The sequence below is a fragment of the Streptomyces sp. NBC_01477 genome (genome assembly GCF_036227245.1).
Taxonomy (GTDB): Bacteria; Actinomycetota; Actinomycetes; order Streptomycetales; family Streptomycetaceae; genus Actinacidiphila.
Genome location: NZ_CP109445.1, coordinates 6,695,327 through 6,720,838, shown reverse-complemented (window position 1 = coordinate 6,720,838; position 25,512 = coordinate 6,695,327). Strand labels below are relative to the sequence as shown.

20 protein-coding genes are annotated in these 25,512 nt (G+C 73.6%); 8 read left to right on the top strand and 12 right to left on the bottom strand.

The features are described from left to right. Window positions 1-4 precede the first annotated feature (4 nt). The 8 genes from murD to mraZ form a co-directional block, all read right to left on the bottom strand. Window positions 5-1,444: a UDP-N-acetylmuramoyl-L-alanine--D-glutamate ligase gene (murD, locus tag OHA86_RS28555; RefSeq protein WP_329179777.1), complete on the bottom strand. Its 1,440-nt coding sequence runs from the start codon at window positions 1,442-1,444 to the stop codon at window positions 5-7. Next, window positions 1,441-2,505 (bottom strand): phospho-N-acetylmuramoyl-pentapeptide-transferase, encoded by a 1,065-nt coding sequence (mraY, locus tag OHA86_RS28550; RefSeq protein ID WP_329179775.1) that lies wholly within the window; start codon window positions 2,503-2,505, stop codon window positions 1,441-1,443. Before mraY ends, murD begins: the two co-directional genes overlap by 4 nt. Next, entirely contained in the window at window positions 2,502-3,944 is a 1,443-nt protein-coding gene (locus OHA86_RS28545) for a UDP-N-acetylmuramoyl-tripeptide--D-alanyl-D-alanine ligase (RefSeq protein WP_329179773.1), read from the bottom strand. The genes mraY and OHA86_RS28545 overlap by 4 nt, the downstream gene beginning before the upstream one ends. After that, window positions 3,941-5,614 (bottom strand): UDP-N-acetylmuramoyl-L-alanyl-D-glutamate--2,6-diaminopimelate ligase, encoded by a 1,674-nt coding sequence (locus tag OHA86_RS28540; RefSeq protein WP_443071908.1) that lies wholly within the window; start codon window positions 5,612-5,614, stop codon window positions 3,941-3,943. The genes OHA86_RS28545 and OHA86_RS28540 overlap by 4 nt, the downstream gene beginning before the upstream one ends. 2 nt (window positions 5,615-5,616) lie before the next feature. Further along, window positions 5,617-7,722, bottom strand: coding sequence for a peptidoglycan D,D-transpeptidase FtsI family protein (locus OHA86_RS28535; protein ID WP_329179769.1), 2,106 nt, complete (start codon window positions 7,720-7,722; stop codon window positions 5,617-5,619). A 371-nt stretch (window positions 7,723-8,093) separates the two neighbouring features. Continuing rightward, window positions 8,094-8,516, bottom strand: a complete 423-nt coding sequence (locus tag OHA86_RS28530) for a cell division protein FtsL (RefSeq protein WP_329179767.1) — start codon at window positions 8,514-8,516, stop codon at window positions 8,094-8,096. Beyond that, the gene (gene rsmH / locus OHA86_RS28525) at window positions 8,513-9,490 is read right to left on the bottom strand and encodes a 16S rRNA (cytosine(1402)-N(4))-methyltransferase RsmH (protein ID WP_329179765.1); all 978 of its coding nucleotides are present in this window, start codon (window positions 9,488-9,490) and stop codon (window positions 8,513-8,515) included. The genes OHA86_RS28530 and rsmH overlap by 4 nt, the downstream gene beginning before the upstream one ends. Window positions 9,491-9,701: 211 nt before the next feature. Then, complete coding sequence (mraZ, locus tag OHA86_RS28520; RefSeq protein ID WP_329179763.1) at window positions 9,702-10,133, bottom strand: division/cell wall cluster transcriptional repressor MraZ; 432 nt, start codon at window positions 10,131-10,133, stop codon at window positions 9,702-9,704. A gap of 339 nt (window positions 10,134-10,472) precedes the next feature. On the opposite strand from mraZ, the gene OHA86_RS28515 reads away from it, so the two are divergent. The 4 genes from OHA86_RS28515 (at window position 10,473) to OHA86_RS28500 (ending at window position 16,056) form a co-directional block, all read left to right on the top strand. Further along, window positions 10,473-11,021: a beta-class carbonic anhydrase gene (locus tag OHA86_RS28515; RefSeq protein ID WP_329179762.1), complete on the top strand. Its 549-nt coding sequence runs from the start codon at window positions 10,473-10,475 to the stop codon at window positions 11,019-11,021. A gap of 141 nt (window positions 11,022-11,162) precedes the next feature. Then, window positions 11,163-12,161 carry an AAA family ATPase gene (locus OHA86_RS28510; RefSeq protein WP_329179761.1) on the top strand — a complete coding sequence of 333 codons (999 nt, stop codon included), beginning with the start codon at window positions 11,163-11,165 and terminating at the stop codon, window positions 12,159-12,161. Continuing rightward, window positions 12,161-13,660, top strand: a complete 1,500-nt coding sequence (locus tag OHA86_RS28505) for a DUF58 domain-containing protein (RefSeq protein ID WP_329179759.1) — start codon at window positions 12,161-12,163, stop codon at window positions 13,658-13,660. The genes OHA86_RS28510 and OHA86_RS28505 overlap by 1 nt, the downstream gene beginning before the upstream one ends. Then, window positions 13,657-16,056: a transglutaminase TgpA family protein gene (locus OHA86_RS28500; RefSeq protein ID WP_329179758.1), complete on the top strand. Its 2,400-nt coding sequence runs from the start codon at window positions 13,657-13,659 to the stop codon at window positions 16,054-16,056. Before OHA86_RS28505 ends, OHA86_RS28500 begins: the two co-directional genes overlap by 4 nt. 684 nt (window positions 16,057-16,740) lie before the next feature. Here the strand turns inward: OHA86_RS28500 and OHA86_RS28495 are convergent. From OHA86_RS28495 to OHA86_RS28485, 3 genes are all read right to left on the bottom strand, one after another. Next, window positions 16,741-17,148 carry a DUF3040 domain-containing protein gene (locus OHA86_RS28495; protein WP_329179757.1) on the bottom strand — a complete coding sequence of 136 codons (408 nt, stop codon included), beginning with the start codon at window positions 17,146-17,148 and terminating at the stop codon, window positions 16,741-16,743. A gap of 212 nt (window positions 17,149-17,360) precedes the next feature. Continuing rightward, on the bottom strand, window positions 17,361-18,131 hold the full coding sequence (locus OHA86_RS28490) for a methyltransferase (protein WP_329179756.1): 771 nt from the start codon (window positions 18,129-18,131) through the stop codon (window positions 17,361-17,363). Window positions 18,132-18,214: 83 nt separating this feature from the next. Beyond that, window positions 18,215-18,688 (bottom strand): SAV_6107 family HEPN domain-containing protein, encoded by a 474-nt coding sequence (locus OHA86_RS28485; RefSeq protein ID WP_329179755.1) that lies wholly within the window; start codon window positions 18,686-18,688, stop codon window positions 18,215-18,217. Window positions 18,689-18,829: 141 nt separating this feature from the next. Between OHA86_RS28485 and OHA86_RS28480 the strand changes: the two genes are divergently transcribed. The 4 genes from OHA86_RS28480 to OHA86_RS28465 all read left to right on the top strand — a co-directional run bounded on the left by OHA86_RS28480 (window position 18,830) and on the right by OHA86_RS28465 (window position 24,479). After that, entirely contained in the window at window positions 18,830-19,459 is a 630-nt protein-coding gene (locus OHA86_RS28480; RefSeq protein ID WP_329179754.1) for a TetR/AcrR family transcriptional regulator, read from the top strand. Window positions 19,460-19,831: 372 nt separating this feature from the next. Next, window positions 19,832-20,440: a DUF4126 domain-containing protein gene (locus OHA86_RS28475; RefSeq protein ID WP_329179752.1), complete on the top strand. Its 609-nt coding sequence runs from the start codon at window positions 19,832-19,834 to the stop codon at window positions 20,438-20,440. Window positions 20,441-20,468: 28 nt separating this feature from the next. Continuing rightward, complete coding sequence (locus OHA86_RS28470; RefSeq protein WP_329179750.1) at window positions 20,469-22,004, top strand: phytoene desaturase family protein; 1,536 nt, start codon at window positions 20,469-20,471, stop codon at window positions 22,002-22,004. A 162-nt stretch (window positions 22,005-22,166) separates the two neighbouring features. Then, window positions 22,167-24,479, top strand: coding sequence for a terpene synthase family protein (locus tag OHA86_RS28465; protein ID WP_329179748.1), 2,313 nt, complete (start codon window positions 22,167-22,169; stop codon window positions 24,477-24,479). Between the two features lie 19 nt (window positions 24,480-24,498). Here the strand turns inward: OHA86_RS28465 and OHA86_RS28460 are convergent, their stop codons facing one another. Then, entirely contained in the window at window positions 24,499-25,491 is a 993-nt protein-coding gene (locus tag OHA86_RS28460; protein ID WP_329179746.1) for a hypothetical protein, read from the bottom strand. Window positions 25,492-25,512: the final 21 nt, after the last annotated feature.

Below are 25,512 nucleotides of genomic sequence, written 5' to 3'. Positions count from 1 at the left end.
GCGGCTAGGCCGCGGTGTCCGGCAGTGCGGCGCGCACGGCGTCCGCGAACAGGTCGCCGCGCTGGTTGTAGTTGCTGAACATGTCCATCGACGCGCAGGCGGGTGCCAGCAGGACCGTGTCGCCCGCCGTGGCCAGCTGCCGTGCCGCGGCCACCGCCGCGGACATCGCCCCAGTGTCGGTCCGTTGCAGGTCCACCACCGGCACCTGGGGGGCGTGTCGCGCCAGGGCTTCACGGATCAGGGCGCGGTCGGCGCCGAGCAGCACCGCCCCGCGCAGCCGCCCGGCGGCGGCTGCCACCAGTGCGTCGAAGTCGGCGCCCTTGGCGAGTCCCCCGGCGATCCACACCACCCGCTCGTACGAGGTGAGCGAGGCCTGTGCGGCGTGGGGGTTGGTGGCCTTGGAGTCGTCGACGTAGGTGACCCCGTCCAGCACGGCGACCTCGGCGATGCGGTGGGCGTCCGGGCGGAAGGCCCGCAGGCCCTCGCGGACCGCGCCGGCCGGCACCCCGTAGGCGCGGGCCAGGGCGGCGGCGGCCAGCGCGTTGGCGACGTTGTGCGGGGCGAGCGGCTGGACGTCGCTGGTCTCGGCCAGCTCCTGGGCGCTGTTGCGGCGGTCCTCGACGAAGGCCCGGTCCACCAGCAGCCCGTCGACCACCCCGAACTCCGACATGCGCGGGGTGTCCAGGGTGAAGCCGATGGCCCGGCAGCCCTCCTCGACGTCGGCCTCCGCGACCAGGCGTTCGGTCTCGGGGTCGGCGGCATTGTAGACGCAGGCGACCTTGTTGCCCTGGTAGATGCGGCCCTTGTCGTCGGCGTAGGCGGCCATCGAGCCGTGCCAGTCCAGGTGGTCGGGCGCCAGGTTGAGCACCGCGGCCGAGTGCGGCCGGATGCCGGGCGCCCAGTGCAGCTGGTAGCTGGACAGCTCGACGGCGAGGACGTCGTACCGCTCCTCGCCGAGGACCACGTCCAGGAGCGAGACGCCGATGTTGCCGACCGCGGCGGTACGCAGGCCCGCCGCGGTGAGGATGGCGGCGAGCATCCGGGTCGTGGTGGTCTTGCCGTTGGTGCCGGTGACGGCCAGCCAGGGCGCCGCGTCCGGGCCGCGCAGCCGCCAGGCGAGTTCGACGTCGCCGATGACCTCGGCGCCCGCCCGCGCGGCGGCGGCGAACAGCGGGCTCGACGGCTTCCAGCCGGGCGCGGTGACGACCAGTTCCGTGCCCTCGGGCAGGGTCTCGCCGTCGCCGAGGCGCACGGTGACGCCCAGCGCCTCCAGTTCCGCGGCCTCCGCCTGCTGGCGCTCCCCCGCGACACCGTTGACCACGGTGACGCGGGCGCCGAGCGAGTGCAGCGCCTTGGCGGCGGGCACCCCGGACACGCCGAGCCCGGCGACGGTGACCCGCAGGTCCTTGAAGTCGGCGGCGCAGGCCGGGGTGCCCGGTGTCACGAGGCGGCCACCCAGCCCGCGTAGAAGATGCCGAGGCCGACCGCCATGCACATGCCCTGGATGATCCAGAATCTGACCACCACCAGGACTTCACTCCAGCCCTTGAGTTCGAAGTGGTGCTGGAGCGGTGCCATCCGGAAGACCCGCTTGCCGGTCAGCCGGAAGGAGCCGACCTGGATGACCACCGACATGGTGATGAGCACGAACAGGCCGCCGAGGATGGCGAGCAGCATCTCGGTGCGCGAGCAGATCGCCAGGCCCGCGAGCGCGCCTCCCAGCGCGAGCGAGCCGGTGTCGCCCATGAAGATCTTGGCCGGCGAGGTGTTCCACCACAGGAAGCCGAAGCAGGCGCCCATCAGGGCCGCCGCGACCACCGCGAGGTCCAGCGGGTCGCGGACCTCGTAGCAGGCGCCGTTGGCGCTGACCGGGGCGCCGCACCACTGGCCGTACTGCCACACGCCGATGACGGTGTAGGCGGCGAAGACCATCACCGAGGCGCCGGTGGCCAGGCCGTCGAGGCCGTCGGTGAGGTTCACGCCGTTGGACATCGCCAGGATCATGAACAGCGCCCAGATCACGAAGATCACCGGGCCGATCGACCAGCCGAAGTCCGAGGTGAAGGACAGCTTGGTGGAGGCCGGGGTGTCGCCGCGCGAGTCGGAGAAGTTCAGCGCGAGCACCGCGAAGGTGATGCCGACGATGAGCTGGCCCGCCATCTTCGCCTTGGCCCGCAGGCCCAGGCTGCGCTGCTTGACGATCTTGATGTAGTCGTCGAGGAAGCCGACGACGCCGAGCCCGGTGGTCAGGAACAGCACCAGGACGCCCGACATGCTCGGCTTGTCGCCGGTGATCAGCTTGGTCGAGGCGTAGGCGATCAGGGTGGCCAGGATGAAGGCGATACCGCCCATCGTGGGCGTGCCGCGCTTGCTGTGGTGGGCCTGCGGGCCGTCGTCGCGGATCATCTGGCCGTAGCCCTTGCGGGCCAGCAGCCGGATCAGCAGCGGGGTGCCGATCAGCGACAGGAACAGCCCGATCACCCCGGAGACGAGGATCTGCTTCATCGCGCGGCACCCTCACGGGCCGCCGTACCGCCGGGACCGCTCTCGGTCAGCGCCTGGGCGACAGCCTCAAGACCGACCGACCGTGATGCCTTCACCAGCACGACATCACCCGGGCGCACTTCTGCGCGCAACAGGTCGATCGCCGCCTCCACGTCGGACACGTGCACCGACTCCTCACCCCACGAACCCTCGTTATAGGCGCCCATTTGCAGCCACGCGGCTTCCGTACCGCCGACCGCAACGAGCTTGCTGACGTTGAGCCGGACGGCCAGCCGCCCCACCGCGTCGTGCTCGGCGAGTGCTTCCCCGCCCAGTTCGGCCATCTTTCCCAGTACCGCCCACGTCCGTCCCCCCGCGGCCTGTGCGGACCTGCCCATCGCGGCGAGTGCGCGCAGGGCTGCCCTCATGGATTCGGGGTTCGCGTTGTAGGCGTCGTTGACGACCGTCACGCCGTCGGGGCGCTCGGTGACCTCCATCCGCCAGTGCGACAGCGGTCCTGCCGCGGAGAGCGCGATGGCGATCTCCCCGGCGGGCATGCCGAGTTCACTGGCGACGGCGGCTGCGGCGAGCGCGTTCGACACGTGGTGCTCACCGTACAGGCGCAAGGTCACCTCGGCGCACCCGGTGGGTGTCCGCAGGGAGAACACCGCCTGCCCCCGGTCGTTGAGCCGGACGTCGGTGGCCCGCACCGCGGCCTGTTCGCTCTCCCCGAAGAGCACCACCCGGGCCTTGGTGCGGTCCGCCATGGCCAGGACCAGCGGGTCGTCGGCGTTCAGTACGGCGATGCCGCCCGCGGCCCCGTCCGGCAGCGCCTCGACCAACTCCCCCTTGGCCTGGGCGATCTGCTCACGGCCGCCGAACTCGCCGATGTGCGCGGTCCCGACGTTGAGGACCAGGCCGATCCGCGGCGGCGTCAGGCCGGCCAGGTACGCGATGTGGCCGATACCGCGGGCGCCCATCTCCAGCACCAGGTGGCGGGTCTTCGCGTCGGCCTGGAGGGCGGTCAGCGGCAGGCCGATCTCGTTGTTGAGCGACCCGGGGGTGTAGACGGTCGGCGCGAGGCGCTCCAGCAGCTGCGCGAGCAGGTCCTTGGTGCTGGTCTTGCCCGCGGAGCCGGTGAGGGCCACCACGGTGGCGCCCAGCCGCTCGATGACGTGCCGGGCCAGCGCGCCGAGCGCGGCCTGCACGTCCTCGACCACGATCGCGGGCACACCGACCGGGCGGGCGGCGAGCACCGCGACCGCGCCGGCCGCGACCGTCGCGGCGGCGAAGTCGTGGCCGTCGGCCCGCTCACCGGCGAAGGCGACGAACAGCGCGCCGGGCACCACCTCGCGGGAGTCCCTGACCACGGGACCCGTGACCAGCAGGCTGTCGTCCGGTATGTCGTGCGTGCTCCCGCCGACCGCACGTGCGACCTCGGCGAGGGAAAGGGGGATCACGTTGCTTTCCGGTCCTTCTCGATCGCGGCGCGCAGCACCTCTCGGTCGTCGAAGGGGCGCACCTCTCCGTCGATGTCCTGGCCCTGCTCGTGGCCCTTGCCGGCCACCAGCACGATGTCGCCCGGCTCGGCCGCCGCGACGGCCGCGGCCACCGCCGCGGCCCTGTCGGGCTCCACGACGACATGCGCGCGCCGGTCCGCCGGGACCTCGGCGGCGCCGGCCAGCATCGCCGCCAGGATCGCCAGCGGGTCCTCCGAGCGCGGGTTGTCCGAGGTGAGGACGGCGGTGTCGGCGAGCCGGGCGAGCGCCGCGCCCATCGGGCCGCGCTTGGTGCTGTCGCGGTCGCCGCCACAGCCCAGGACGGCGTGGATACGGCCGCGGGTGGTCGAGCGCAGTGCCCGCAGGACGGACTCCACGGCGTCGGTCTTGTGCGCGTAGTCCACCACCGCGAGATACGGCTGCCCCGCGTCCACCCGCTCCAGCCTGCCCGGCACCCCGGGGACGGCCGCGACGCCCTCGGCGGCGGCCTGCGGGTCCAGGCCCGCGGCGGCCAGCGCGGTGATCGCGGCCAGGGTGTTGGCGATGTTGAAGGGGCCGGGCAGCGGGGCGGTGGCCCGCAGCCGCTCGCCCTTGGGGCCGGTCACGGTGAAGGCGCTGCTCATCAGGTCCGCTTCCACATCCTCGGCCCGCCAGTCGGCGTCGAGGCGGCCCTGCGCCGAATACGTCACCAGCGGCACGGTGGCCTCGGCGACCAGCCGGCGGCCGTACTCGTCGTCGAGGTTGACCACGCCGAGCCGGCTGCGCCGCGGGGTGAACAGCTGCGCCTTGGCCTGGAAGTAGTCCTCCATGCCGGTGTGGAATTCCATGTGCTCCGGGCTGAGGTTGGTGAAGACGGCCACGTCGAAGACGGCGCCGTCCACCCGGCCGAGCACCAGGGCGTGGCTGGAGACCTCCATGACGACCGAGCCGACACCGCGTTCGCGCATCACCGCGAACAGCGCCTGGAGGTCGGTGGCCTCGGGGGTGGTGCGCTCGCTCTTGAGGCGCTCGTCCCCGATCCGGGTCTCGACGGTGCCGATCAGGCCCGTGCCTCCGCCGGTGGCGGCCCGCAGGCCGCCCTCGACCAGGTAGGCGGTGGTGGTCTTGCCCGAGGTGCCGGTGATGCCGATCCGCAGCAGCGCCTCGCCGGGCTCGTCGTAGACGGCCGCGGCCAGCCCGCCCATCACCGACCTGGGGTCGGCGACGGTCAGCACCGGCAGGCCGGTGGCGGCGGCGCGCTCGGCGCCCGCCGGGTCGGTGAGCACGGCCGCCGCTCCCGCGGCGGCGGCCTGGGCGGCGAAGTCGGCGCCGTGGAAGCGGGCGCCGGGCAGGGCGGCGTAGAGGTCGCCCGGGCGGACCGCGCGCGAGTCGTGGGTGATGCCGGTGACAGTGCTGTCACCGCCGGGGTCCGGGGCGCCGAGCCGCCGGGCGAGGTCCGCCAGCGGCTTGGGACGCACCCGCGTCGGGCGCGGCGCGCCCGGCTGGGTGAGGGTGGCTTGATCAGGGTTGGACACGGCGGTGAGGTTACCGGGCTGGCCGGGCTCCGGGCCAAAACAGGCCGGGGGCGGCCGTCGCGGGTCGCGCCGCGTACCGCCGGCGGCGGCGTGCTGGTCACGGTCGGTGCCTGCCATGATCACCGCGCCCGGGCGCCGGTCGCCGGAGCCGCGGGGGCGACCGGTTCCGCCGGGTCGAAGGTGATCGGCAGCTCGGGCGTCGGCGAGCCGGACGGCGGCACCTGGAGTGTCTTGAGGGCGAATTCCATCACCTGTTTGAAGACCGGGCCGCAGATCGAGCCGCCGAAGTAGCTGCCCTTCGTCGGGTTCTGGATGACGCAGGAGACCGTGACGCGCGGGTTGTCGGCCGGGGCGAAGCCCATGAAGGACGCCGTGTAGCCCTTGTACGTGCCGCTCTTCGGGTCCACCCGGTTGGCCGTACCGGTCTTGCCCGCCACCCGGTAGCCGTCGATCCGGGCGTTGATGCCGGTGCCCTGCTCGCTGCCGACCACCGACTCCAGCATGGTCGACAGCGTCTTCGCGGTCCGGGCGCTGACCACCCGGGTCTTCTTCGGCGGCGCGGCGGGCACGAAGCGCCCGTCGGGTCCTGTGGTGCCGCGGATGAGGCTGGGCTCGATCCTGACGCCGCCGTTGGCGATGGTCGCGTAGACCGAGGTGGCCTGCAGCGCGTTCAGCGACAGGCCCTGGCCGAACGGGATCGTGTACTGCTGCGAGGCGTTCCAGTCCTGCGGCTTCGCCAGGATGCCGGAGGTCTCGCCGGGGAAGCCGATACCGCTGGGCTCGCCGATGCCGAACTTCTTCAGGTACGAGTAGAGCACCTGATTGGCCTGCGGCTGGGTCTTGCCGAGCAGCCCCGAGGCCTCGATGGTGCCGATGTTGCTCGACTTGGCCAGCACGCCGTTCAGCGTCAGGTACCAGGTGCCGTGGTCGACGTCGTCGTGGAAGACCCGGTCGGCGCGCGGCAGGGTGCCGGGGACGATGACGTGGGTGGTGGGCGTCGCGGTGCCGGTGTCGAGGATCGCGGCCATCGACATCAGCTTGCTGACGCTGCCCGGCTCGTACGCGTCCTGCATCGCGGCATTGCCGAGTGCTTCGGGGTCGGCGTGGGCGAGGTCGGCCGGGTCGAAGCCGGGGGCGTCGGCCATCGCCAGCACCTCGCCGGTCCTGTTGTCCATCACGGTGACATAGCCGCGGTCGGCCTTCGACTTGCTCACCTGGGCGGTGATCGCGCTCTGCGCGGCCCACTGGATGTCCCGGTCCAGCGTCAGCTCCACGTCGGAGCCGGGCACAGCAGGGTGCTCCTGGACGCCGGCGGTGGGCACCTGGCGGCCGTTGGACTGGGCGTAGCGGATCTTGCCGTTCTTGCCGGCGAGCTGCTTGTCGAGCATCGTCTCCAGGCCGCCGCCGCCGGTGCCCTTGCTGTTGACGAAGCCGAGCACCCCGGCGGCGAGGTCGCCGCCGGGGTAGACCCGCTTGGTGTGCGACTCGCTGAACACCCCGGCCAGCACATTGGCGCCGGGCTGCTTGACCGCCTTGGCGGCGAGCGCCTTCTTCAGGTCGGAGATCTGGCTCCACGCCTGCGGGGACTGCTGGCGGGCCAGCAGCTGGTAGCGCGAGCCCGGCGTGGACAGCTGCCGGGCGATGGTCGTCGCGTCGCCGCCGACGATCGGCGCGAGCAGCTCGGCCGCCTGGGCGGGGGCGTCCTTGGTCTTGGCCTGCGCGGGCGTGAACAGATACGGGTCGGCGGTGATGTCGTACGCGTCCACGGTGGTGGCCAGGGCCACACCCGAGCGGTCGGTGATCGTGCCGCGGTCGGCGGTGACGTCGTGGGTGACCCAGCGGTTCACCGCCGCCTTGGACGCGTACGCGGAGGCGTCCACCGCCTGCACCTGGAGCAGGCGTACGACGAACACGCCCATCACGAGCGTGAGCGCGACCGCCACGAGGCGCAGCCGCGGGCGGGGGCGGCCCAGCCGAACGAGCCGCGGGCCGCGGGGGGTGTGCGGTCCGCGTCCGCCGCCGGCGCCGCGGGGCGGCGGGAAGGGGCGCGGTCTGGCCTCCGCGGGGCGCCGCGGGCGCGGTTGCGCGCTCTGGGGCGGGCGCGGTCCCTGAGCCGGGCGCGGTCCCTGGCCGGGACGCGGTCCCTGAACCGGGCGCGGCCCATGGTCCCGGCGCGGGCGGCCTGCGGGGGCGCCGTCGCCGCGCGGCGGGCGGGGGCCGTTCATCGGGCTGCGCCCGGGCTGGTGCTCGTGCGGGGCGGCGTCGCGGCTGCCCGCGCGGGTGGGCGGGTGGCGCTCGCGGTACGTGCTTGCCCGCGGCGGCGTCCCGGCCGGTCGCGCAGTTCCCCGCGCCCCCGGGTGGGAGCCCCTTGCGGTGGCGTCTCGCCCTCGCCACCGCCGTGGCCGGTCGCGCCGTTCCCCGCGACACCGGGTGAGGGCCACGTGCGGTACGCGCTTGCCGGCCGCGCCGTTCCCCGCGCCCCCGGCACGTGCCCTCCTTCACGGAGGGCGCGACGGGCCGCGACGGCGCAGCCGGAGGCGTGCTCAGGCGTGGGCGGCGGCGCCAGCCGCAGCCGCGGGGGGTGGGTCATCGCGGGTCACCTGCCAGGGGTCATCGGGGCGGCCGGGGGTGTGCCCGGGGACGTGGTCGGGGTCGGAGGCGGGGTGAGCGTCGCCGAGGGCTTCGGCGCGGGCGGCGCCGTCGCCCGCTCGGGGGTGCCGCGCACCGACCCGCCCGGGTCGAGGAAGGCCGGGTTGCCGCCCGGGACCATGCCCAGCTCGCGGGCCTTGCGCTCCAGCGTCCCCGGAGCGCCGTACTGATCGACCTCCTGCTGCAGTTGCTGCTGCTCGTCCGTGTACCCGGTGGTCTCCTTCTCCAGCTTGTTCAGCTGGAAGGAGTCCTGATTGACCGCGGCATTGAGCAGCAGCAGCGAGATCAGGCCACCGGCGAGCAGTGTCACGACAAGGATGACGAAGGGCGTACGCGCCGCGGTTGCGCCCCGCCCGCGCAGCGGGCTCACCTGGTCGCCTCGCGGATCCGCTCGGCGCCGCGCAGCCGGGCGGGCGCGGCCCGCCGGTTCTCGGCGATCTCGTCCTCGGTGGGCAGCTCGGCGCCGCGGGTGAGCAGCCGCAGCCGCGGCTGGTACTGCTCGGGCACCACCGGCAGCCCCGGCGGGGCGGTGTTCGCGGCGCCGGCCGCGAAGACCTGCTTGACCAGCCGGTCCTCGAGGGAGTGGTAGGCGAGCACCGCGATCCGGCCGCCCACCGCGAGGGAGGCGACCGCGGCGGGGATCGCCCGCTCCAGCACCGCCAGCTCCCCGTTGACCTCGATCCGCAGCGCCTGGAAGGTGCGCTTGGCCGGGTTGCCGCCGGTGCGCTTGGCGGCCTGCGGCAGCGCGTCCCTGATCAGCTCGACCAGCCTGGCGCTGTTGCGGAAGGGCTCCGCGTCGCGTTGGCGCACCACCGCGTCCACGATCTTGCGGGCGAACTTCTCCTCGCCGTAGGCGCGCAGGATGCGGACCAGGTCGCCCGGCGGGTAGGTGTTCAGCACCTCGGCCGCGCTGATCCCGGTGGTCTGGTCCATCCGCATGTCCAGCGGGGCGTCCTGCGCGTACGCGAAACCGCGGTCGGCCTCGTCGAGCTGCATGGACGACACGCCGAGGTCGAAGAGCACGCCCTGCACACGCGGCACGGACAGCCCGGCGAGGACGTCGGGCAGGTCGTCGTAGACCGCGTGGACCAGGGTGGCCCGGTCGCCGAAGCGGGCCAGCCGCTTGCCGGAGAGCTTGAGGGCCTCCGGGTCGCGGTCGAGCGCGATCAGCCGGGCGGCGGGGAAGGTGCTCAGCAGCGCCTCGCTGTGTCCGCCGAGGCCGAGCGTGGCGTCCACGACGACCGCGCCGGGTTCCGCCAGCGCGGGCGCCAGCAGGTCGAGGCAGCGCCGCAGCATCACCGGGACGTGCCGGGGCTCCGGCGGCTGCGCAGGGGTGTCGCTCATGGGGCCGGCCCTTCTCGGACGGTGCTGGCACGGCCGGCCCCTGTTCGAGGGCGACGGCCGGCGGTTGGACGTAGAACCTGGTCCCCGCCCGCTCGGCGGAACCGTTCCCCTGGCACCGGGGAAGTGGTGCCAGCGCAACGGTGGAGCGGGAGGAGGCCGGGCCGTACGTCCGCGCGGGTGGTTCGCGGTGGGTGCGCGGGGGCGGGGCCGCTCACAGTAATCCGGGCGGAACCTCCTGGGACAGGGCGGAAAACGTGTCCTCCTGGGCCGTCAGATAGGCGGCCCAGGCGGTCGCCGACCAGATCTCCACCCGGGTGTTGGCACCGATCACGGCGCAGTCGCGGGCCAGTCCCGCGTACTCCCGCAGCGGCTGCGGGACGGTGACGCGGCCCTGCTTGTCGGGGATCTCGTCGTGCGCCCCGGCGAACAGCACCCGCAGATAGTCCCGGGCGGACTTCGACGTCAGCGGGGCCGCCGACAGCTGTTCGGTGGCCGCCCTGAAGCCGTCCACGGGCCATACGCACAGGCAGCGCTCCTGCCCGCGGGTGATCACCAGTCCGTCGGCCAGCGGCTCGCGGAAGCGGGCCGGCAGCACCAGGCGGTGCTTGTCGTCAAGGCGCGGGGTGTACGTCCCGAGGAACACCGCACCTCCCGCAGACGCCGCTTTCCGGGTCGGGCTTCCCACTGCCCCCTGCCCTGCGGCGGGAGGTGCCCCGCCCCGCACGGCCGGCCACCTGCCTCGGCCGGTCACCGCGGGGGCTCGGGCGTCAGCCCTCAAACACCACTTCGCGCCACTTTACTCCACCATGCTCCACGGTCAACGTTGGCCGGACGCGGCGCGTCACCCTGCCGGGCGACCTCGGCGGCGCGCCCGACGACCCCTGTGGATTACGTCACACAGCCGGGGAATGACCGCTTATTTTGCTGTTTCGTCTGAACTCACAGCAGGTGACCGCCCTGCCCGGGCCTTACCGTCGAAGACATGTCGATATCTGCTGCAAGCGGCCCGTCCGAGACCTCGGCTCCCGCCGCCACCGGGTCGGTCACCGACCGCCTTGTCGAGGCCAACGCGCGGTACGCCGCCGCATTCCACGACCCGGGCATGGATGCCAGGCCGGTCCTCAAGGTCGCCGTCGTGGCCTGCATGGACGCCCGCATCGACCTGCACAGGGCGCTCGGACTCGACCTGGGCGACTGCCACACCATCCGCAACGCGGGCGGAGTGGTCACCGACGACACGATCCGCTCGCTGACCATCAGCCAGCGCGCGCTGGGCACCCGGTCGATCGTGCTCATCCACCACACCAACTGCGGCATGCAGAGCATCACCGAGGAGTTCCGCACCGAGCTGGAGAACGAGGTCGGCCAGCGCCCGACCTGGTCGGTGGAGTCCTTCACCGATCTCGACCAGGACGTCAGGCAGTCCATGGCCAGGGTCAGGACGTCCCCCTTCCTCGCCCACACCGAGGACGTCAGGGGCTTCGTCTTCGACGTGCACACCGGCCTGCTGCGGGAAATCACGAACAAGTAACGGCAGCCGAGTGACGTGGAGTGCCGCGTAAGGGAAGAATGCACAGTGCGGCACCGCCTGCCTCGCAGCGAGCGGCACGCATTTCGGGGAGGGCCGGTCCAGGGATGACCGAGTCCCGCGGACATGGCCTAGGAGCACCGGGTGACGACCTTTGACGCACGCGCAAGCCTGAGCGATCTGACCACGACCGCGGACCGGGTCCGCCGCAGTGTGGAGAACGTGATCGAGGGCAAGCCCGAGGTCGTTCGTGTCGCGCTGACCGTTCTGCTGGCGGAGGGGCATCTGCTCATCGAGGATGTGCCCGGCGTCGGCAAGACGATGCTGTCCAAGGCGCTGGCGCGTTCGATCGACTGCTCGGTCCGGCGTATCCAGTTCACGCCGGACCTGCTGCCCTCCGACATCACCGGAGTGAGCGTCTTCGACCAGCAGCAGCGGGACTTCGAGTTCAAGCCGGGCGCGATCTTCGCGCAGATCGTGGTGGGCGACGAGATCAACCGCGCCTCGCCCAAGACGCAGTCGGCGCTGCTGGAGTCGATGGAGGAGCGCCAGGTCACCGTCGACGGCACGACCTACGAACTGCCCAGCCCCTTCATGGTGATCGCCACCCAGAACCCGGTGGAGATGGAGGGCACCTACCCGCTTCCCGAGGCGCAGCGCGACCGTTTCACCGCCCGGGTGTCCATCGGCTACCCCAGTCCCGAGGCCGAGCTGAAGATGCTGGACGTGCACGGCGGGGTCTCGCCGCTGGACGACCTCCAGCCGGTGGCGCACGCGCACGAGATCGTCAAGCTCATCGAGGCGGTCCGCCAGGTGCATGTCGCCGACCCGGTCCGTCGCTACGCGGTGACCCTGGTCGGCGCCACCCGCGACCACCCCGACCTGCGGCTCGGCGCCTCGCCCCGGGCCACCCTGCACCTGATCAGGGCCTCCAGGGCCTCCGCCGCGCTCGACGGCCGGGACTTCGTACTCCCGGACGACGTGCAGGCGCTGGCCTCCTCGGTCCTGGCGCACCGGCTGCTGCCCACCGCGCAGGCCCAGCTCAACCGGCGTACCCCCGAGCAGGTGGTCGCCGAGATCCTCCAGCGCGTCCCGGTCCCCGACCCGTCGGCCGGCCGCCGCCCGGGCGCCCGGGGCCTGTGATGGCCACCCCCGCCGCCGGCGGGCCGCCTCCGCCCCCTCCTCCCCTGCCGCCGCCGCATCCGCCGCGGCAGGCCCCGCAGCCGCCGCGGGCCGGTGACCCCGGAACGCAGGGCGGCGACGCGCGCCAGGGCGCCGGCGGCTTCCGTGCCGCGCTCGGCGGCCTCACCACCCGCGGCCGGTCGTTCGTGGCCGCCGGTGTCGCCGCGGCCATATGCGCGTACGTCCTCGGGCAGCCCGACCTGCTGCGGGTCGGGCTGCTGCTGGCGATCCTGCCGCTGGTGTGCGTCGCGGTGCTCTACCGCACCCGCTACCGGGTCGCGGGCAGCCGCCGCCTGTCGCCGTCCCGGGTGCCCGCGATGTCGGAGGCCCGGGTGCACCTGCGGGTCGACAACGTCTCGCGGGTCCCCACCGGCCTGCTGATGCTCCAGGACCGGGTGCCCTACGTCCTCGGGCCGCGCCCGCGCTTCGTCCTGGACCGGGTCGAGCCCGGCGGGCACCGCGAGGTGTCCTACCGGGTGCGCTCCGACCTGCGCGGGCGCTACCCGCTCGGACCGCTGCAACTGCGGCTCAGCGACCCGTTCGGCATGTGCGAGCTGACCCGCTCCTTCAGCTCCTACGACACCCTCACCGTCGTCCCGCGGGTCGAGGCGCTGCCGCCGGTCCGGCTGGCGGGCCAGGCCAACGGCTACGGCGAGAGCCGCACCAGGGCGCTGGCCTTCGCCGGCGAGGACGACGTCATCCCGCGCGGCTACCGGCACGGCGACGACCTGCGCCGGGTGCACTGGCGCTCCACCGCCAAATACGGCGAGCTGATGGTGCGCCGCGAGGAGCAGCCGCACCGGGCGCGCTGCACGGTGCTGCTCGACACCCGCGCCTGGGCCTACTTCGGCTCGGGCCCCGACTCGGCCTTCGAGTGGGCGGTGTCCGGCGCCGCCTCGGTCGCCACCCACATGCTGGAGCGCGGCTACGCGGTCCGGCTGCTGACCGACACCGGCAGCAGCGTGCCCGGACCCGAGGGCACCGCCGGATTCGGCGGCGACTCCTCCGACATGGCGGGCGTGCTGCTCGACACCCTCGCGGTGGTGGCCCACTCCGACAGCGAGACGCTCTCGGCCGCGTACGAAGCGCTGCGGTCGGCCAACGAGGGCCTGATAGTGGCCTTCCTCGGCGACCTGGACGAGCAGCAGGCGGCGAGCATCGCCCGGATCAGGCAGCGGGCGGGCGGCGCGGTCGCCTTCGTGCTGGACAGCGACGACTGGGTCACGGTGGACTCGGCCGGGCGGCTGGTGCCGGCCGGTGACGCGGGCGCCGCGCCCGCGGAGGAGCAGGACGGCACCCTGCGCGCGGTGCGGATGCTGCGCGAGGCGGGCTGGACGGTCGTCGAGGTCGCGGCCGGCGACACGCTGCCGGAACTGTGGCAGCGGGCCGACCGTTACCGTTCGCGGGAGGAGTCCCCGGACTCCCCCGAGGGCCGGCACGAAGCGGGGGCGACGACATGAGCGGACGTGCGCGGCTGACGGTGTTCGCGGCGCTGGCCTCCCTGATGGCGGCGTCCGCGCTGCTCCCGCTGGCCTCCCCGCGCGGCTGGTTCTTCAAGGCGATGCTGTGCGTGGTCCTCCAGGCCGGGGTGGGCGCCGCCGCCCGCCGGGTGCCGCTGGCCAGGCCGCTGACGATCCTCGGCCAGGCGCTGGTCTCGCTGCTGGTGCTGACCGTGATGTTCACCCCGCACCAGGCGGTCGGCGGAGTCCTGCCGGGGCCGCAGTCGCTCCGCCAGCTCGGACAGCTCGTCCAGGACGGGATGACCGACGTCACCAACTTCGCCATCCCGGCGCCCGTCACCCCCGGCATCAGGTTCCTGCTGGTCGGCGGGGTACTGCTGATCGCGCTCGCGGTGGACGCGATAGCGGTGACGTACAATAGCGCGGCGCCCGCCGGGCTGCCGCTGCTCGCGCTCTACGCGGTCGCGGCGGGCCTGGAGGACGGCGGCAGCCAGTGGCTGTACTTCCTGATCGCCGCCGCGGGCTATCTCCTGCTGCTGCTCGCCGAGGGCCGCGACCGGCTGTCCCGCTGGGGCCGGGTCTTCGGCGGTGCGCCCCGGCAGAACGGCTGGGCCGGCCCGGCCGGCGCGGCGGGCGGCGGCGCGCCGCTGGCACCGGTGCGTACCGGGCGGCGGATCGGCGCGATGGCGCTGGGCATCGCCCTGGTGCTGCCCGCGGTCCTGCCGTCGCTGAGCGGCGGCCTGCTGGACTCCGCGGGCGGCGGCAGCGGCGACGGCCTCGGCAACGGCGTGGGCAGCGCCGCGGCGGTACGCCCCGAGGTCGCGCTCCAGGACTACCTGAACCAGCCCGACAACCGCGAGGTCATGACCTACAGGACCAACTCCCCCGACGCCACCGGGATGTACCTGCGGATCGTGTCGCTCGACGAATTCGACGGCACCCAGTGGTCGGCCTCCAAGGACGCCAAGCTGGACATCCCCGATGTGCTGCCGACCCCGCAGGGCCAGGGCGAGGACGTCAGATACACCGAGGTCGACACCTCCGTCGCGGTGGACCGCGACTATGCGCAGGGCTGGCTGCCGATGCCGTACCCGGCGGTCCGGGTGCGGGCGGACGGCGACTGGCGCTACCAGCCCGAGGGCCGGATGGTCATCGGCGACCACGGGCAGACCACCGCGGGCCTGCACTACCAGGTCACCAGCGCGCAGTTGGAGCCGACCGCCGCCCAGCTCGCGGCGGCGCCGCCGGCCACCGGGCGGATCGCCGAGCAGTACGAGAAGGTGCCCGGCTCGCTGCCGAAGATCGTCGCGACCACCGCCCGGCAGGTGACGCGGTCGGCGACCACCGACTACCAGCGGGCGCTCGACCTCCAGCGGTACTTCACCTCGGGGGAGTTCGTCTACAACACCGAGGCGAAGTCCGGTACGGGGGTGGACGCCATCGCCCGCTTCCTCCAGACCAAGGAGGGCTTCTGCGTGCACTTCGCCTTCACCATGGCGGCGATGGCACGCACCCTGCACATCCCGGCGCGGGTCGCGGTCGGCTTCACCCCCGGCTCGCTGACCAGCGAGGGCACGATGTCGGTCGGGCTCAAGGACGCCCACGCCTGGCCCGAGCTGTACTTCGAGGGCATCGGCTGGACCCGCTTCGAGCCGACGCCCTACCGCGGCACCGCCCCGTCCTACACGCTCTCGACCAGCACCGCGGGCGGCAGCGCCACCCCCGACCCGACGCAGCACGGCACGGGCAGCACGGCCCGCCCGACGCCGTCCGCCTCGTCGCAGTGCGCCGAGCACAACTCCGGCCAGGCCGCGTGCGGTTCCGCGGCGGCGGCGGGCGGCGGCTCCGGCGGCAGCGGCACCGACGGGCTGCGGCTCGCGGGGCTCGCGCTGATCGCCCTGCTGGTTCTGCTGCTGCCCGCGCTGCCGCTGATCTGGCGCAGCCGGGTACGGGCAGGGCGGCTCGGCGGCGGGCGGGAGAAGAGCGGCGGCCTCGTGCTGTCCGCGTGGCGCGAGGTGCTGGACACCGGGTGGGACTACGGCATCCCACCGGACGAGTCCGAGACCCCGCGGCGGGCGATGGCCCGGCTGATCACGGACGGGCGGCTGAGCGGGACGGCTGCCGCCGGGGCGACCTCGCTGGGCGCCGCGGTGGAGCGCACGCTGTACGCGCCCACGCCGGGCGCGGCGACCGGCCTCGCGGCGGACGTCCACGCGGTCCGTGCCGGGCTGCACGCCTCGGCGGGTCGCGGCGCCAGGTTGCGGGCCCGCTACTTCCCGCGCTCCTTCGCCCGGGTCCTGTGGCGGTTCTCCGCCGGCGCGTCCGCCACCTCCGAACGGCTGGCCCGGACCCTGGACCGCGTCGCGGCACCCTTGCGCCGCCGGCTCTCTTCCTGACGGCACCCCCCCGGGGCCGGTGCTCAGCCACCACCCCGGGGGCCGCCCGAACCCTCCCCCGCACGAACGCGAGCGTCCACGCCTGGCCCGCGGCCTGCTGGGCGGGCCCCCCTCAGGGGCGCGAGGAACCGCGCGACAAGCCACGACGGTGGCGCGCTGTCCAGCCCGGCAGGACGTGCCCCGAAGGGGCGCGAGGAACGGCGCGAGCAACCCACCACAACCGTCGTGTGACGACGGACCGCGCCACCCCCAGGGGCGCGAGGAACCGCGCGACAAGCCCCCACCCACCGTCACGTACGAACCCACCGCACCACCCCAGGGGCGCGAGGAACCGCGCGACGAGCCCACCACCGGCGCGCGGGTCGCCACCGCCCCGGAGGGGCTGTCGCTGTCGCATCCCGACCACCGGCCGGTGGCCGGTTGCGCGCGCGGTTCCCCGCGCCCCAAGAGACTCACGCGCCCGGGAGCGCAAAGAACCCCGCGCCCGCGGGAAGGGGCGCCCCCTTACGCGTGGGCACCGCACAACCCCCGCACCCGGGGAACGCGGACCCGCCGACGCAGCGGTGCCCCCAGCCTCACGGCAGGCGGGATGGGGAACGCGTCACGCGAAGACACCGCGGAGGTGCCGAGGGTCGGAAGGGGCACCGGGGGGCGCTGGTGGGCCGGGGAGAACGGAGCCCGCGGCTACTGGCCCTGCTCGTCGCGCCGCCGCTGCCACCGCTCTTCGATACGGTCCATGACCTTGCCCTTGCGCGGCTGGTGCCGGCGGGCGAGTCGCCCGCCGCGGCCGACAGCGCCGACCGGAGCCTGCTCAGCCGGCTTGCCTGCCTTGCGCCAGCCGGTGACCCCGAGCACCGCACACGCGAGCATGACGAGGAAGCCCGCCACGCCGACCCACGTCAGCTTGGCGATCATGCCACCCATCAGGAGCGCGACACCGACCAGAAACCCCGCGACCGCCTGGTAGACCCGGCGCCGGGTGAACGTGCGCAGCCCGGTTCCCTCGAGCGCCGACGCGAACTTGGGATCTTCGGCGTACAGCGCTCGCTCCATCTGCTCGAGCATGCGCTGCTCGTGCTCCGAGAGCGGCACGGAGACCTCCTACTCGTCGGTCGCGCGAGGCGACCGGTCCGACCCTTTCAGGATAGGCAGGGAATCGCCCCCGTGAAACCCGCCCCTCTGCGCCAACCCGACGGGTCCTTCATTCCCCGTCCGCTGTCGCGTCATGCCAGCATACGGTCAGGAATGGCGGGACGGGCGGCCTGTGACACAGTCCCTGTGCGCCGCCTCGCGCGCGGCGGCCGTCAGCCGCGCTCGGCGAGCACGTGGAGCTGGGTCGCGACGGCGTGGAAACCGGGTTCCTCGGCCGCCGCCAGCTCCAGCCGGAGCAGCGCGTCCAGGGCGCCCGGCTCGGTGTCCACCAGGACCCCGGGGACCAGGTCGGCGAAGATCCGCACCCCGTGCACGGAGGCGGCCCGCAGCCCCGCGTCGGCCACCAGCCGGGTCAGTTCGTCCGCGGTGAAGCGGCGGGGCAGCGAGTCGCCGCTGCCCCAGCGCCCGTCCGGGTCGCCCAGGGCGTGCTGGGCCTCGGCGAAGTGCCCGGCCAGTGCCCTGGCCAGGACGGCGCCGCCGCGGCCCGCGGCGAGCAGGCTGAGCGAGCCCGCGGGACGCAGCGCCCCGGCCACGTGGCGGATGCTCTCGGCCGCGTCGTCGACGTATTCGAGGACGCCGTGGCAGAGCACCATGTCGTACTCGCCGGGGGTGATCACGTCGAGCAGGCCCTGCGCGTCACCCTGCACGCCGCGGACCCGCTCGGTGACGCCGGCCTCGGCGGCCCGGCGCTCCAGGGCGAACAGCGCGTCGGGGCTGGGGTCCACGACGGTGACGCGGTGGCCGAGCCGGGCGACGGGCACCGCGAAATTGCCGGTGCCGCCGCCCGTGTCCAGCACGTCGAGGACCGCGGTGTCCGCCGCCTTCGCCCGCCGATCGAGCGCGTCACGCAGGACCTCCCAGACCACGGCGGTACGCAGGCTGGCTCGGGGGCGCATCGGGTCCACCCCTCCTTGACGGGACATGGCGGACGGCTCCTCAGCGGCGGGTGACGGGTGCGGCTCCAACTCTAGGGCCTGCCCGTGATCTGCCCGGGGCCGCGCGCCGGTCACTCCCGCGACGGCCCCGGTATCAGCGGCGGGGCGTCGTCGAGGATCGGGTGGAGCACCAGCATCCGCTCCACCAAGCGCAGGAACACCGTGACGGCACGGACCAGGTCGTCGGCCTCGCGCGGTCCTGCCGCGCTGGCTATGCCGGCGTCCGCCCTTGCCCTGCGGTCGGCGCCGGCCGCGAACAGCGCGCTCCACTCGGACAGTTCGGGTGCGATCTCGGGCAGCACCTCCCAGACACTGCGGATCCTGTGGCGGCGCCGCGAGGTGTCCTCGGGCAAGCCCCGGGCGGCGAGCACCGCGGCGGCGGTGCGCAGGGCGGCGAGGTGAGCGGTGGCGTACCGCTCGTGGGGCGCGTCGAGAAGGCCGGCCTCGGTGAGTCCGTGGTGGGCCTGGGTGAGCAGGTCGAGGGCGGCGGGTGATGCGGTGGCGCGGCGCAGCACAGGGTGGACGTCGCTGAGCGGTACTGCCATGGCGAGCCTCACTTTCTCCGTACGTGGTCCGTATGCCCATAGTGGGGCCGACCACTGACAATCAGTCCTGACCTGCGGATATCGGCACTTCCTCGATGATCGGGTCACCTCGCCCCACCGCGGGCGGGCAGAATCGGTCCCATGAGCACCGCACGACGTCAGGCCACCCGCCGCAAGCTCTACACGGCGGCCGTCACTCTCATCGCCGAGCAGGGTTTCTCCGGCACCACCGTCGACGAGATCGCCGAGCGGGCCGGGGTCGCCAAAGGCACCGTCTACTACAACTTCGCCAGCAAGAACGACCTGTTCGAGGAGCTGCTGCGAGACGGTGTGGGCCGGCTGCGCGACACGCTGCGGCAGGCCGCGACCGGCACCACCGCGCGCGGCGGCAGCGGGCTTGACGCGCTGGACGCGATGATCCACGCCGGGCTGGCCTTCATCGTGCGCTACCCGTCCTTCACCCAGCTCTACGTGGCCGAGCTGTGGCGGACCAACAGGGCCTGGCAGGACACCTTGACGCTGGTGCGGCGGCAGGCGGTCTCGGTGGTCGAGGAGGTGCTGAGCGCGGCGGTCGCGGCGGGCGAGCTGAGCGAGGACATCGATGTCCAGCTGACCGCGTCCGCGCTGTTCGGCATGGTGCTGGTGGCGGCCCTGGACTGGCAGGCGTTCCAGCCGGAACGCAGCATCGACGATGTGCACGCGGCCCTGTCACGGCTGCTCCAGGGCCGGGTCGGCGGCGCGGCGCTCGGCGCGACGGCGCCCCGGTCCTGACCGGGAGAAGCCGCAGCCGTCGCGGGCCGGATGGCGTCGCGGGCCGGGAGGCGCTGTGCACCGGGAGGCGCGGGAAGAGCCGAGCGCGCTGTCCTGGCATGGGCCGGTCCCCCCACCGAACCGTGCCGGGACAGCGCCTCCCCCCATGCAACCCCCCGTTGCCGAGCAGGCTCGCCGCCGTACCGCCGCCCCGTGTCGGCGGTGCGGTCGGTGTGCCCGTCCGTGGCTCCACTCTTCCGTTTCCGCCGGTAACGGCCATCCGTGCCGCTACTCAAAGGTGTGTCTAAGTAGTGATACTCAGATCCCGCCCCTTTCACGCACGTTCGCTCACTTCCGCTCACCATCCCGGCAGTTCTGGCTAGAGTCCCGGGCATGTCCGTACTTCCGCTGGTCTTCACCAGTGGCTGGGCGAGCGGGATCAACTCCTACGCCGTCGTGCTGCTGCTGGGCCTGATGGGCGTCACCGGGGCCAGTGACGAGGTCCCGCTGTCGCTCCAGCGCACCGATGTGCTGGTGATCGCCGCGCTGCTCTTCCTCTGCGAGGCCGTCGCCGACAAGATCCCCTATGTCGACACGGCGTGGGACGCGGTGCACACCGTGGTCCGCCCGGTCGCGGGAGGGGTGGTCGCCGCGCTGCTGGCCGGGCACGACGGCTCGCTGCCGCAGGCCGCCGCCGCGGCGGTGGGCGGCAGTTCCGCGCTGGCCAGCCACCTGGTGAAGGCCGGCACCAGGATGGCGGTCAACACCTCGCCCGAGCCGTTCAGCAACATCGTGGTCAGCCTGGCCGAGGATCTGGGCGTGTCGGCGCTGGTGATCTTCGCGCTGTTCCACCCGGTGGCGGCCGCGGTGATCGCCGGGACTCTGCTGGCGCTCGGCCTGACGACGGTGGCCTTCCTCTTCTCCCGTATCCGGCGCTTCTGGCGGCGCCGGCGGGAGCGCCGGGCGTCCGGCGGCGGGCGGGGCACCCCGGCCGCCGTCTGAACCCGCGCCCGCCGCTACAGTCCGTGGCATGGCACGGATTGCGGTGATCGGCGCGGGCATGGCGTCGCTGGCGGCGGCGGCTCGGCTCGGCACCGGCGGCCACCAGGTGGTGGTGCTGGAACGCACCGGCACCTATGGCGGCGCGGTCGGCCGGCTGGCCAGGGACGGCTTCACCTTCGACACCGGTCCCGGTCTGCTGACGCTGCCCGCGGTCTACCGCGACCTGTTCGTGAAGACCGGAAAGAAGTCCCTGGAGGACGCCGCCGGCCTGGTCGGGGTCGACCCGGCGAGCCGCCATGTCTTCGCCGACGGCACGGTTCTCACGCTGCCCAACGCCTCGCGCTCGGGGACCGTCGCCGCCATGGACGCGGCCTTCGGCCCCGGCAGCGGCGAGCGCTGGAGCGACCTCATGATCAGGGCGCGCGGGACCTGGGAGGTCATGCGGCGGCCGATGCTGGAGGACGCGCTGCCCGCGGACCCGCGGATCCTGACCCGCGATCCGTACCCGGTGGTCAGACGCGGCTTCGGGCCGGGCCGCAGCCGGCCGTCGCTGGCCAGGATCGCCGCCGCGGAATTGCGCGACCCGCGCATGGCTGCGCTGCTGGAGAGCCATCTGCTGGCCCACGGTGTCGACCCGCGCGAGGGACCGGCGTCCGCGGCCGTCCTGCCGTATCTGGAGGAGACCTTCGGCCTGTGGTACGTGCCCGGCGGGGTGCACCGCCTGGCGCAGGCGGTCTACGAGCGCTGCCTCGAACGCCGGGTGCAATTCCGCTTCGACGCGCACGTGACCGGCCTGCTGGTGGACGGCGGCCGTACGGCGGGTGTGCGGCTGGCCGACGACAGCGAGGTGGCGGCGGACATCGTGGTGGCCGGGGCGCCGGTGCCTGCCCTGTGCGCCGGCGCGGCGGCCCCGGGCGGGGACGGGGCACCGCGGCCCTTCGCGGGGCCGCACGGCGAGGCGGGCCGTTTCACGGTCCATCTGGCGCTGCGCGGGTCGCGCCCGGCCGGCGGCGCGCACCGCACGGTGGTGCACGCGGCCGACCGGGACCGCGCGCTGGGCTGGATGTACGCCCGCGGTCCGAAGCCGCTGCCGCCGCCGGGCGCGCTGACGGTGACCGTGCTGCGGCCCGACGACCCGGCGACCCGGCCGGACGAGGGCCACGAGGCGGTGACGCTGACCGCGCCGGTGCCCGCGCACGACGCGGCGCGGAAGCTGCCGCGGACGGTGGACTGGAACGCGCCCGGGGCCGCCGAGTCCTTCGCGGACCTGATGGCCGCCGCCGCGGAGGCGGCCGTGCCGGGGCTGCGCGAGCGCGAGCTGTGGCGGGAGGTCCGCACCCCGGCGGACGCCGAGCGGGAGACCGGCGTCGCGGGCGGCTCGGTGCCCGCCCCCTCGCTGGCCGGGGCGGGCGGCACCCTGCTGCGGTCGGCGAACCGGGCGCCCTTCCCCGGGCTCTACTGCGTCGGCGGCTGGGCGCACCCCGGCGGCGGGCTGCCGCACGCGGGGATGTCGGCGGCGATCACCGCCGACCTGATCGCCGGCGGCCCGGGCGGCAGCCGCTGAGCGTGCGGCGTGACAGATAACCGCATCCCAAGATCGTTAATCGCGCTGCCGCCCGAATTCAACTGATCGGGCGGTTGTGTCCGCAGGTCCTCCCGGCGCGGGCGGTCGATCACTTAGCGTGATCACAGGCCCTTTGATCGCCGAACGGAAGGCCGTACCGACATGCCACAGCCCTTCGAACTCCCGCAGTTCTACGTCCCTTATCCGGCCCGGCTCAACCCCCATCTCGAAAGAGCGCGCGTGCACACCAAGGCGTGGGCGCGCGAGATGGACATGCTGGAGGGGTCGGGCATCTGGGAGGAGTCCGACCTCGACTCGCACGACTACGCCCTGCTGTGCGCCTACACCCACCCGGACTGCTCGGGTCCCGCACTCGACCTGGTCACCGACTGGTACGTGTGGGTGTTCTTCTTCGACGACCACTTCCTCGACATCTTCAAGCGCAGCCAGGACATGACGGGCGCGAAGCTCTATCTGGACCGGCTGCCCGCCTTCATGCCGGTGGACCTCTCGCAGCCGGTGCCCGAGCCGACCAACCAGGTGGAGGCCGGACTCGCCGACCTGTGGGCGCGTACGGTCCCGGCGATGTCGGACGACTGGCGGCGGCGCTTCGCGGAGAGCACCCAGTTCCTGCTGGAGGAGTCGCTGTGGGAGCTGGACAACATCAGCGCGGGCCGGGTGTCCAACCCGATCGAGTACATCGAGATGCGCCGCAAGGTGGGCGGCGCCCCCTGGTCGGCGAATCTGATCGAGTACGCGGCGTCGGCCGAGGTGCCCGCGGTGATCGCCGCCAGCCGTCCGATGCGGGTGCTCCGCGACACCTTCGCCGACGGGGTCCATCTGCGCAACGACCTGTTCTCCTACCAGCGGGAGACCGAGCAGGAGGGCGAGCTGGCCAACGCGGTGCTGGTGCTGGAACGGTTCCTCGGCATCAGCACCCAGGAGGCCGCCGAGCGGGTCAACGACCTGCTGACCTCACGGCTCCAGCAGTTCGAGCACACCGCCTTCACCGAGGTCGAGCCGCTGGCCGACCAGTACGGCCTCGGGCCGAAGGAGCGGCACGACGTCTTCGCGTACGTCAAGGGCCTCCAGGACTGGCAGTCCGGCGGCCATGAGTGGCACATGCGCTCCAGCCGCTACATGAACGGGGCGGGGGACGGCGCCGCGGGCGCGGTGACCAGCGGTCTCGGCGGCACAGGGCAGGACACGTCCGGCGGGTTCGGCGCGCTCGGCGGACTCGGGGGGCCGACGGGCCTGGGCACCTCGGCGGCCGGGGTGTTCCGCTCGCTGGCCGCGACGATGCCGCAGCGGCTGCGCAGCTTCAGCCATGTGCCGCACCAGCAGGTGGGCGCGGTCGCACTGCCCGACATCCCGATGCCGTTCGAGACCCGGCTGAGCGGGCATCTGGACGCCTCCCGCGCCCACAATGTCGAGTGGAGCCGGCGAATGGGGATGCTCGACCCCGAGCCCGGCTTCCCGGTCCCCGGCGGCCTGTGGAATGCCGAGAAGCTGGTGGCGTACGACTTCGCGCTGTGCGCGGCCGGCATCCATCCCGACGCCGACCGGGACAGCCTGGACCTGACCACCGACTGGCTGACCTGGGGCACCTACGGCGACGACTACTACCCGATCGTCTTCGGCCGCACCCCGGACATGGCGGCGGCCCGGCACACCACCGACCGCTTCGGGCTGTTCATGCCGCTGGACGCGGGCGCGGTGCCGCCGCCGGTGACCGCGCTGGAACGCGGGCTGGCCGACCTGTGGCACCGCACCGCCGGGCCGATGCGGCCCGAGGCCCGGCGCACCTTCCGCACCACCATCGAGGACATGACGGAGAGCTGGCTGTGGGAGCTGGCCAACCAGAAGCAGAACCGTATCCCCGACCCGGTCGACTACATCGAGATGCGCCGCAAGACCTTCGGCTCCGACCTGACCATGAGCCTGTCGCGGATCGGCCACGGCGGCACGCTCTCCCCCGAGGTCTACCGCTCCCGCCCGGTGCGGGCCATGGAGTCCGCCGCGGCCGACTTCGCCTGCATGCTCAATGACGTGTTCTCCTACCAGAAGGAGATCCAGTTCGAGGGCGAGATCCACAACGCGGTGCTGGTGGTGCAGAACTTCCTGGACTGCGGCCCCGAGGAGGGCATGCGGGTGGTGGGCGCCCTGATGGCCGCGCGGATGGCGGAGTTCCAGCACATCACCGAGACGCAACTGCCCGCGCTCTTCGAGGAGTTCCACCTCGACGCGGTCGCACGGCGGGCGCTCGAGGACTACGCCCAGGAGCTGCGGGACTGGCTGGCGGGCATCCTGACCTGGCACCGCGGCTGCCACCGCTACGAAGAGGCGGCGCTGCTGCGGCACTTCCCCTCGGCCGCCTCGCCGGCCGCCGCCCGGGTGCCGGGACCCGTCTGGGGCGCCCCGGCCGGACTCGGCACCTCCGCCGCCCGGCTGCCCGCGCTGCTGGGCCGCCGCTGACGGGCGGGGCGCCGGCGGCTCAGTAGCGGTAGGGGTCGTACGGGTCGGCGTACTGCGGCTGCTGCTGGTCGTACGACGGCTGCTCGTACGGCTGTTGCGGCTGCTGCCGGTCCTGCTGGTGGTCCTGCTGGTGGTCCTGCTGCTGGCCCGGGTCGTACGGCTGCTGCTGCGGGATGTAGGGCTGCGGCTGTTCCTGCGGGTAGGGATAGCCGTAGCCGTACGGGTCGGCCGGCGGCTGGGCCTGCGGGGTCCAGTCGCCGGTGGCCTGCTGGCCGTAGTCGTAGCCGGCCGCGGGCTGCTGCTGATAGCCGCCCTGGTCGTAGCCGTAGCCGTGCTGCTGGTCGCCGTACTGCGCGGCGGCGGCCTGGCCGTCCTCCCAGCCGCCGGACGGGCCGTAGCCTGCCCCGGTGCCGTAGCCGCCGTCCTGGCCGCTCCGGTAGCCGCTGGAGGCCGCCGCGGGCTGCGGTCCTGTGCCCCAGTCCTGGTAGGCCTCGGTACCGTAGACCTGGTGGCCGCTGCCGGCGTAGGGGTCGGCGGTGGAGGCCGACTGGCCGCCGTAGAGCGGGTATTCGCCGCTGTCCTCGTGCATCGGGACCGGCTGGTAGACGTCGTCCCGGGTGGCCGAGGGGTCGGCGATCCGCTCGGCGCCGACAGCACCGGCGCCGGCCGCCGCGAGGTCGTCCTCCTCCACCGGGCCGACCTCCAGGACCGGTCCGGCCCGCCGGGCGCCGCCCTTGCGGCGGCGGCTGGAGCCGGGCCGGCCGCCCAGCGCCCAGCCGGTGGAGAAGCCGCGCTTGTACGACAGGGTGACGAGGCTCTGCCCGGCGCCGAAGGTGAGCGCGCCCAGCACGATCACCACGACCGCGCCCATCGCGACCCCGGCGACCACCCCGAGGAAGCCGCAGAAGGCCAGCACCCGCCAGCGCAGCCGCGCCTTGTACTGGAGCAGCACTTCGCCGAGCAGCCACAGCGCGACGATGCCGAACGCGATGTAGAGCACCGAGTAGCCCATGTGCCCACTTCCTCACCTGGG

Bases quoted from the DNA above. Each gene is read 5' to 3' on its own strand.
- OHA86_RS28500 (WP_329179758.1), top strand. From the start codon at position 13,657: ATGAGCGGACGTGCGCGGCTGACGGTGTTCGCGGCGCTGGCCTCCCTG.
- OHA86_RS28480 (WP_329179754.1), top strand. From the start codon at position 18,830: ATGAGCACCGCACGACGTCAGGCCACCCGCCGCAAGCTCTACACGGCG.
- OHA86_RS28490 (WP_329179756.1), bottom strand. From the start codon at position 18,131: ATGTCCCGTCAAGGAGGGGTGGACCCGATGCGCCCCCGAGCCAGCCTG.
- OHA86_RS28485 (WP_329179755.1), bottom strand. From the start codon at position 18,688: ATGGCAGTACCGCTCAGCGACGTCCACCCTGTGCTGCGCCGCGCCACC.
- OHA86_RS28470 (WP_329179750.1), top strand. From the start codon at position 20,469: ATGGCACGGATTGCGGTGATCGGCGCGGGCATGGCGTCGCTGGCGGCG.
- OHA86_RS28465 (WP_329179748.1), top strand. From the start codon at position 22,167: ATGCCACAGCCCTTCGAACTCCCGCAGTTCTACGTCCCTTATCCGGCC.
- OHA86_RS28515 (WP_329179762.1), top strand. From the start codon at position 10,473: ATGTCGATATCTGCTGCAAGCGGCCCGTCCGAGACCTCGGCTCCCGCC.
- OHA86_RS28540 (WP_443071908.1), bottom strand. From the start codon at position 5,614: ATGGCAGGCACCGACCGTGACCAGCACGCCGCCGCCGGCGGTACGCGG.
- OHA86_RS28535 (WP_329179769.1), bottom strand. From the start codon at position 7,722: ATGAACGGCCCCCGCCCGCCGCGCGGCGACGGCGCCCCCGCAGGCCGC.
- mraY (WP_329179775.1), bottom strand. From the start codon at position 2,505: ATGAAGCAGATCCTCGTCTCCGGGGTGATCGGGCTGTTCCTGTCGCTG.
- OHA86_RS28460 (WP_329179746.1), bottom strand. From the start codon at position 25,491: ATGGGCTACTCGGTGCTCTACATCGCGTTCGGCATCGTCGCGCTGTGG.
- OHA86_RS28505 (WP_329179759.1), top strand. From the start codon at position 12,161: ATGGCCACCCCCGCCGCCGGCGGGCCGCCTCCGCCCCCTCCTCCCCTG.
- rsmH (WP_329179765.1), bottom strand. From the start codon at position 9,490: ATGAGCGACACCCCTGCGCAGCCGCCGGAGCCCCGGCACGTCCCGGTG.
- OHA86_RS28475 (WP_329179752.1), top strand. From the start codon at position 19,832: ATGTCCGTACTTCCGCTGGTCTTCACCAGTGGCTGGGCGAGCGGGATC.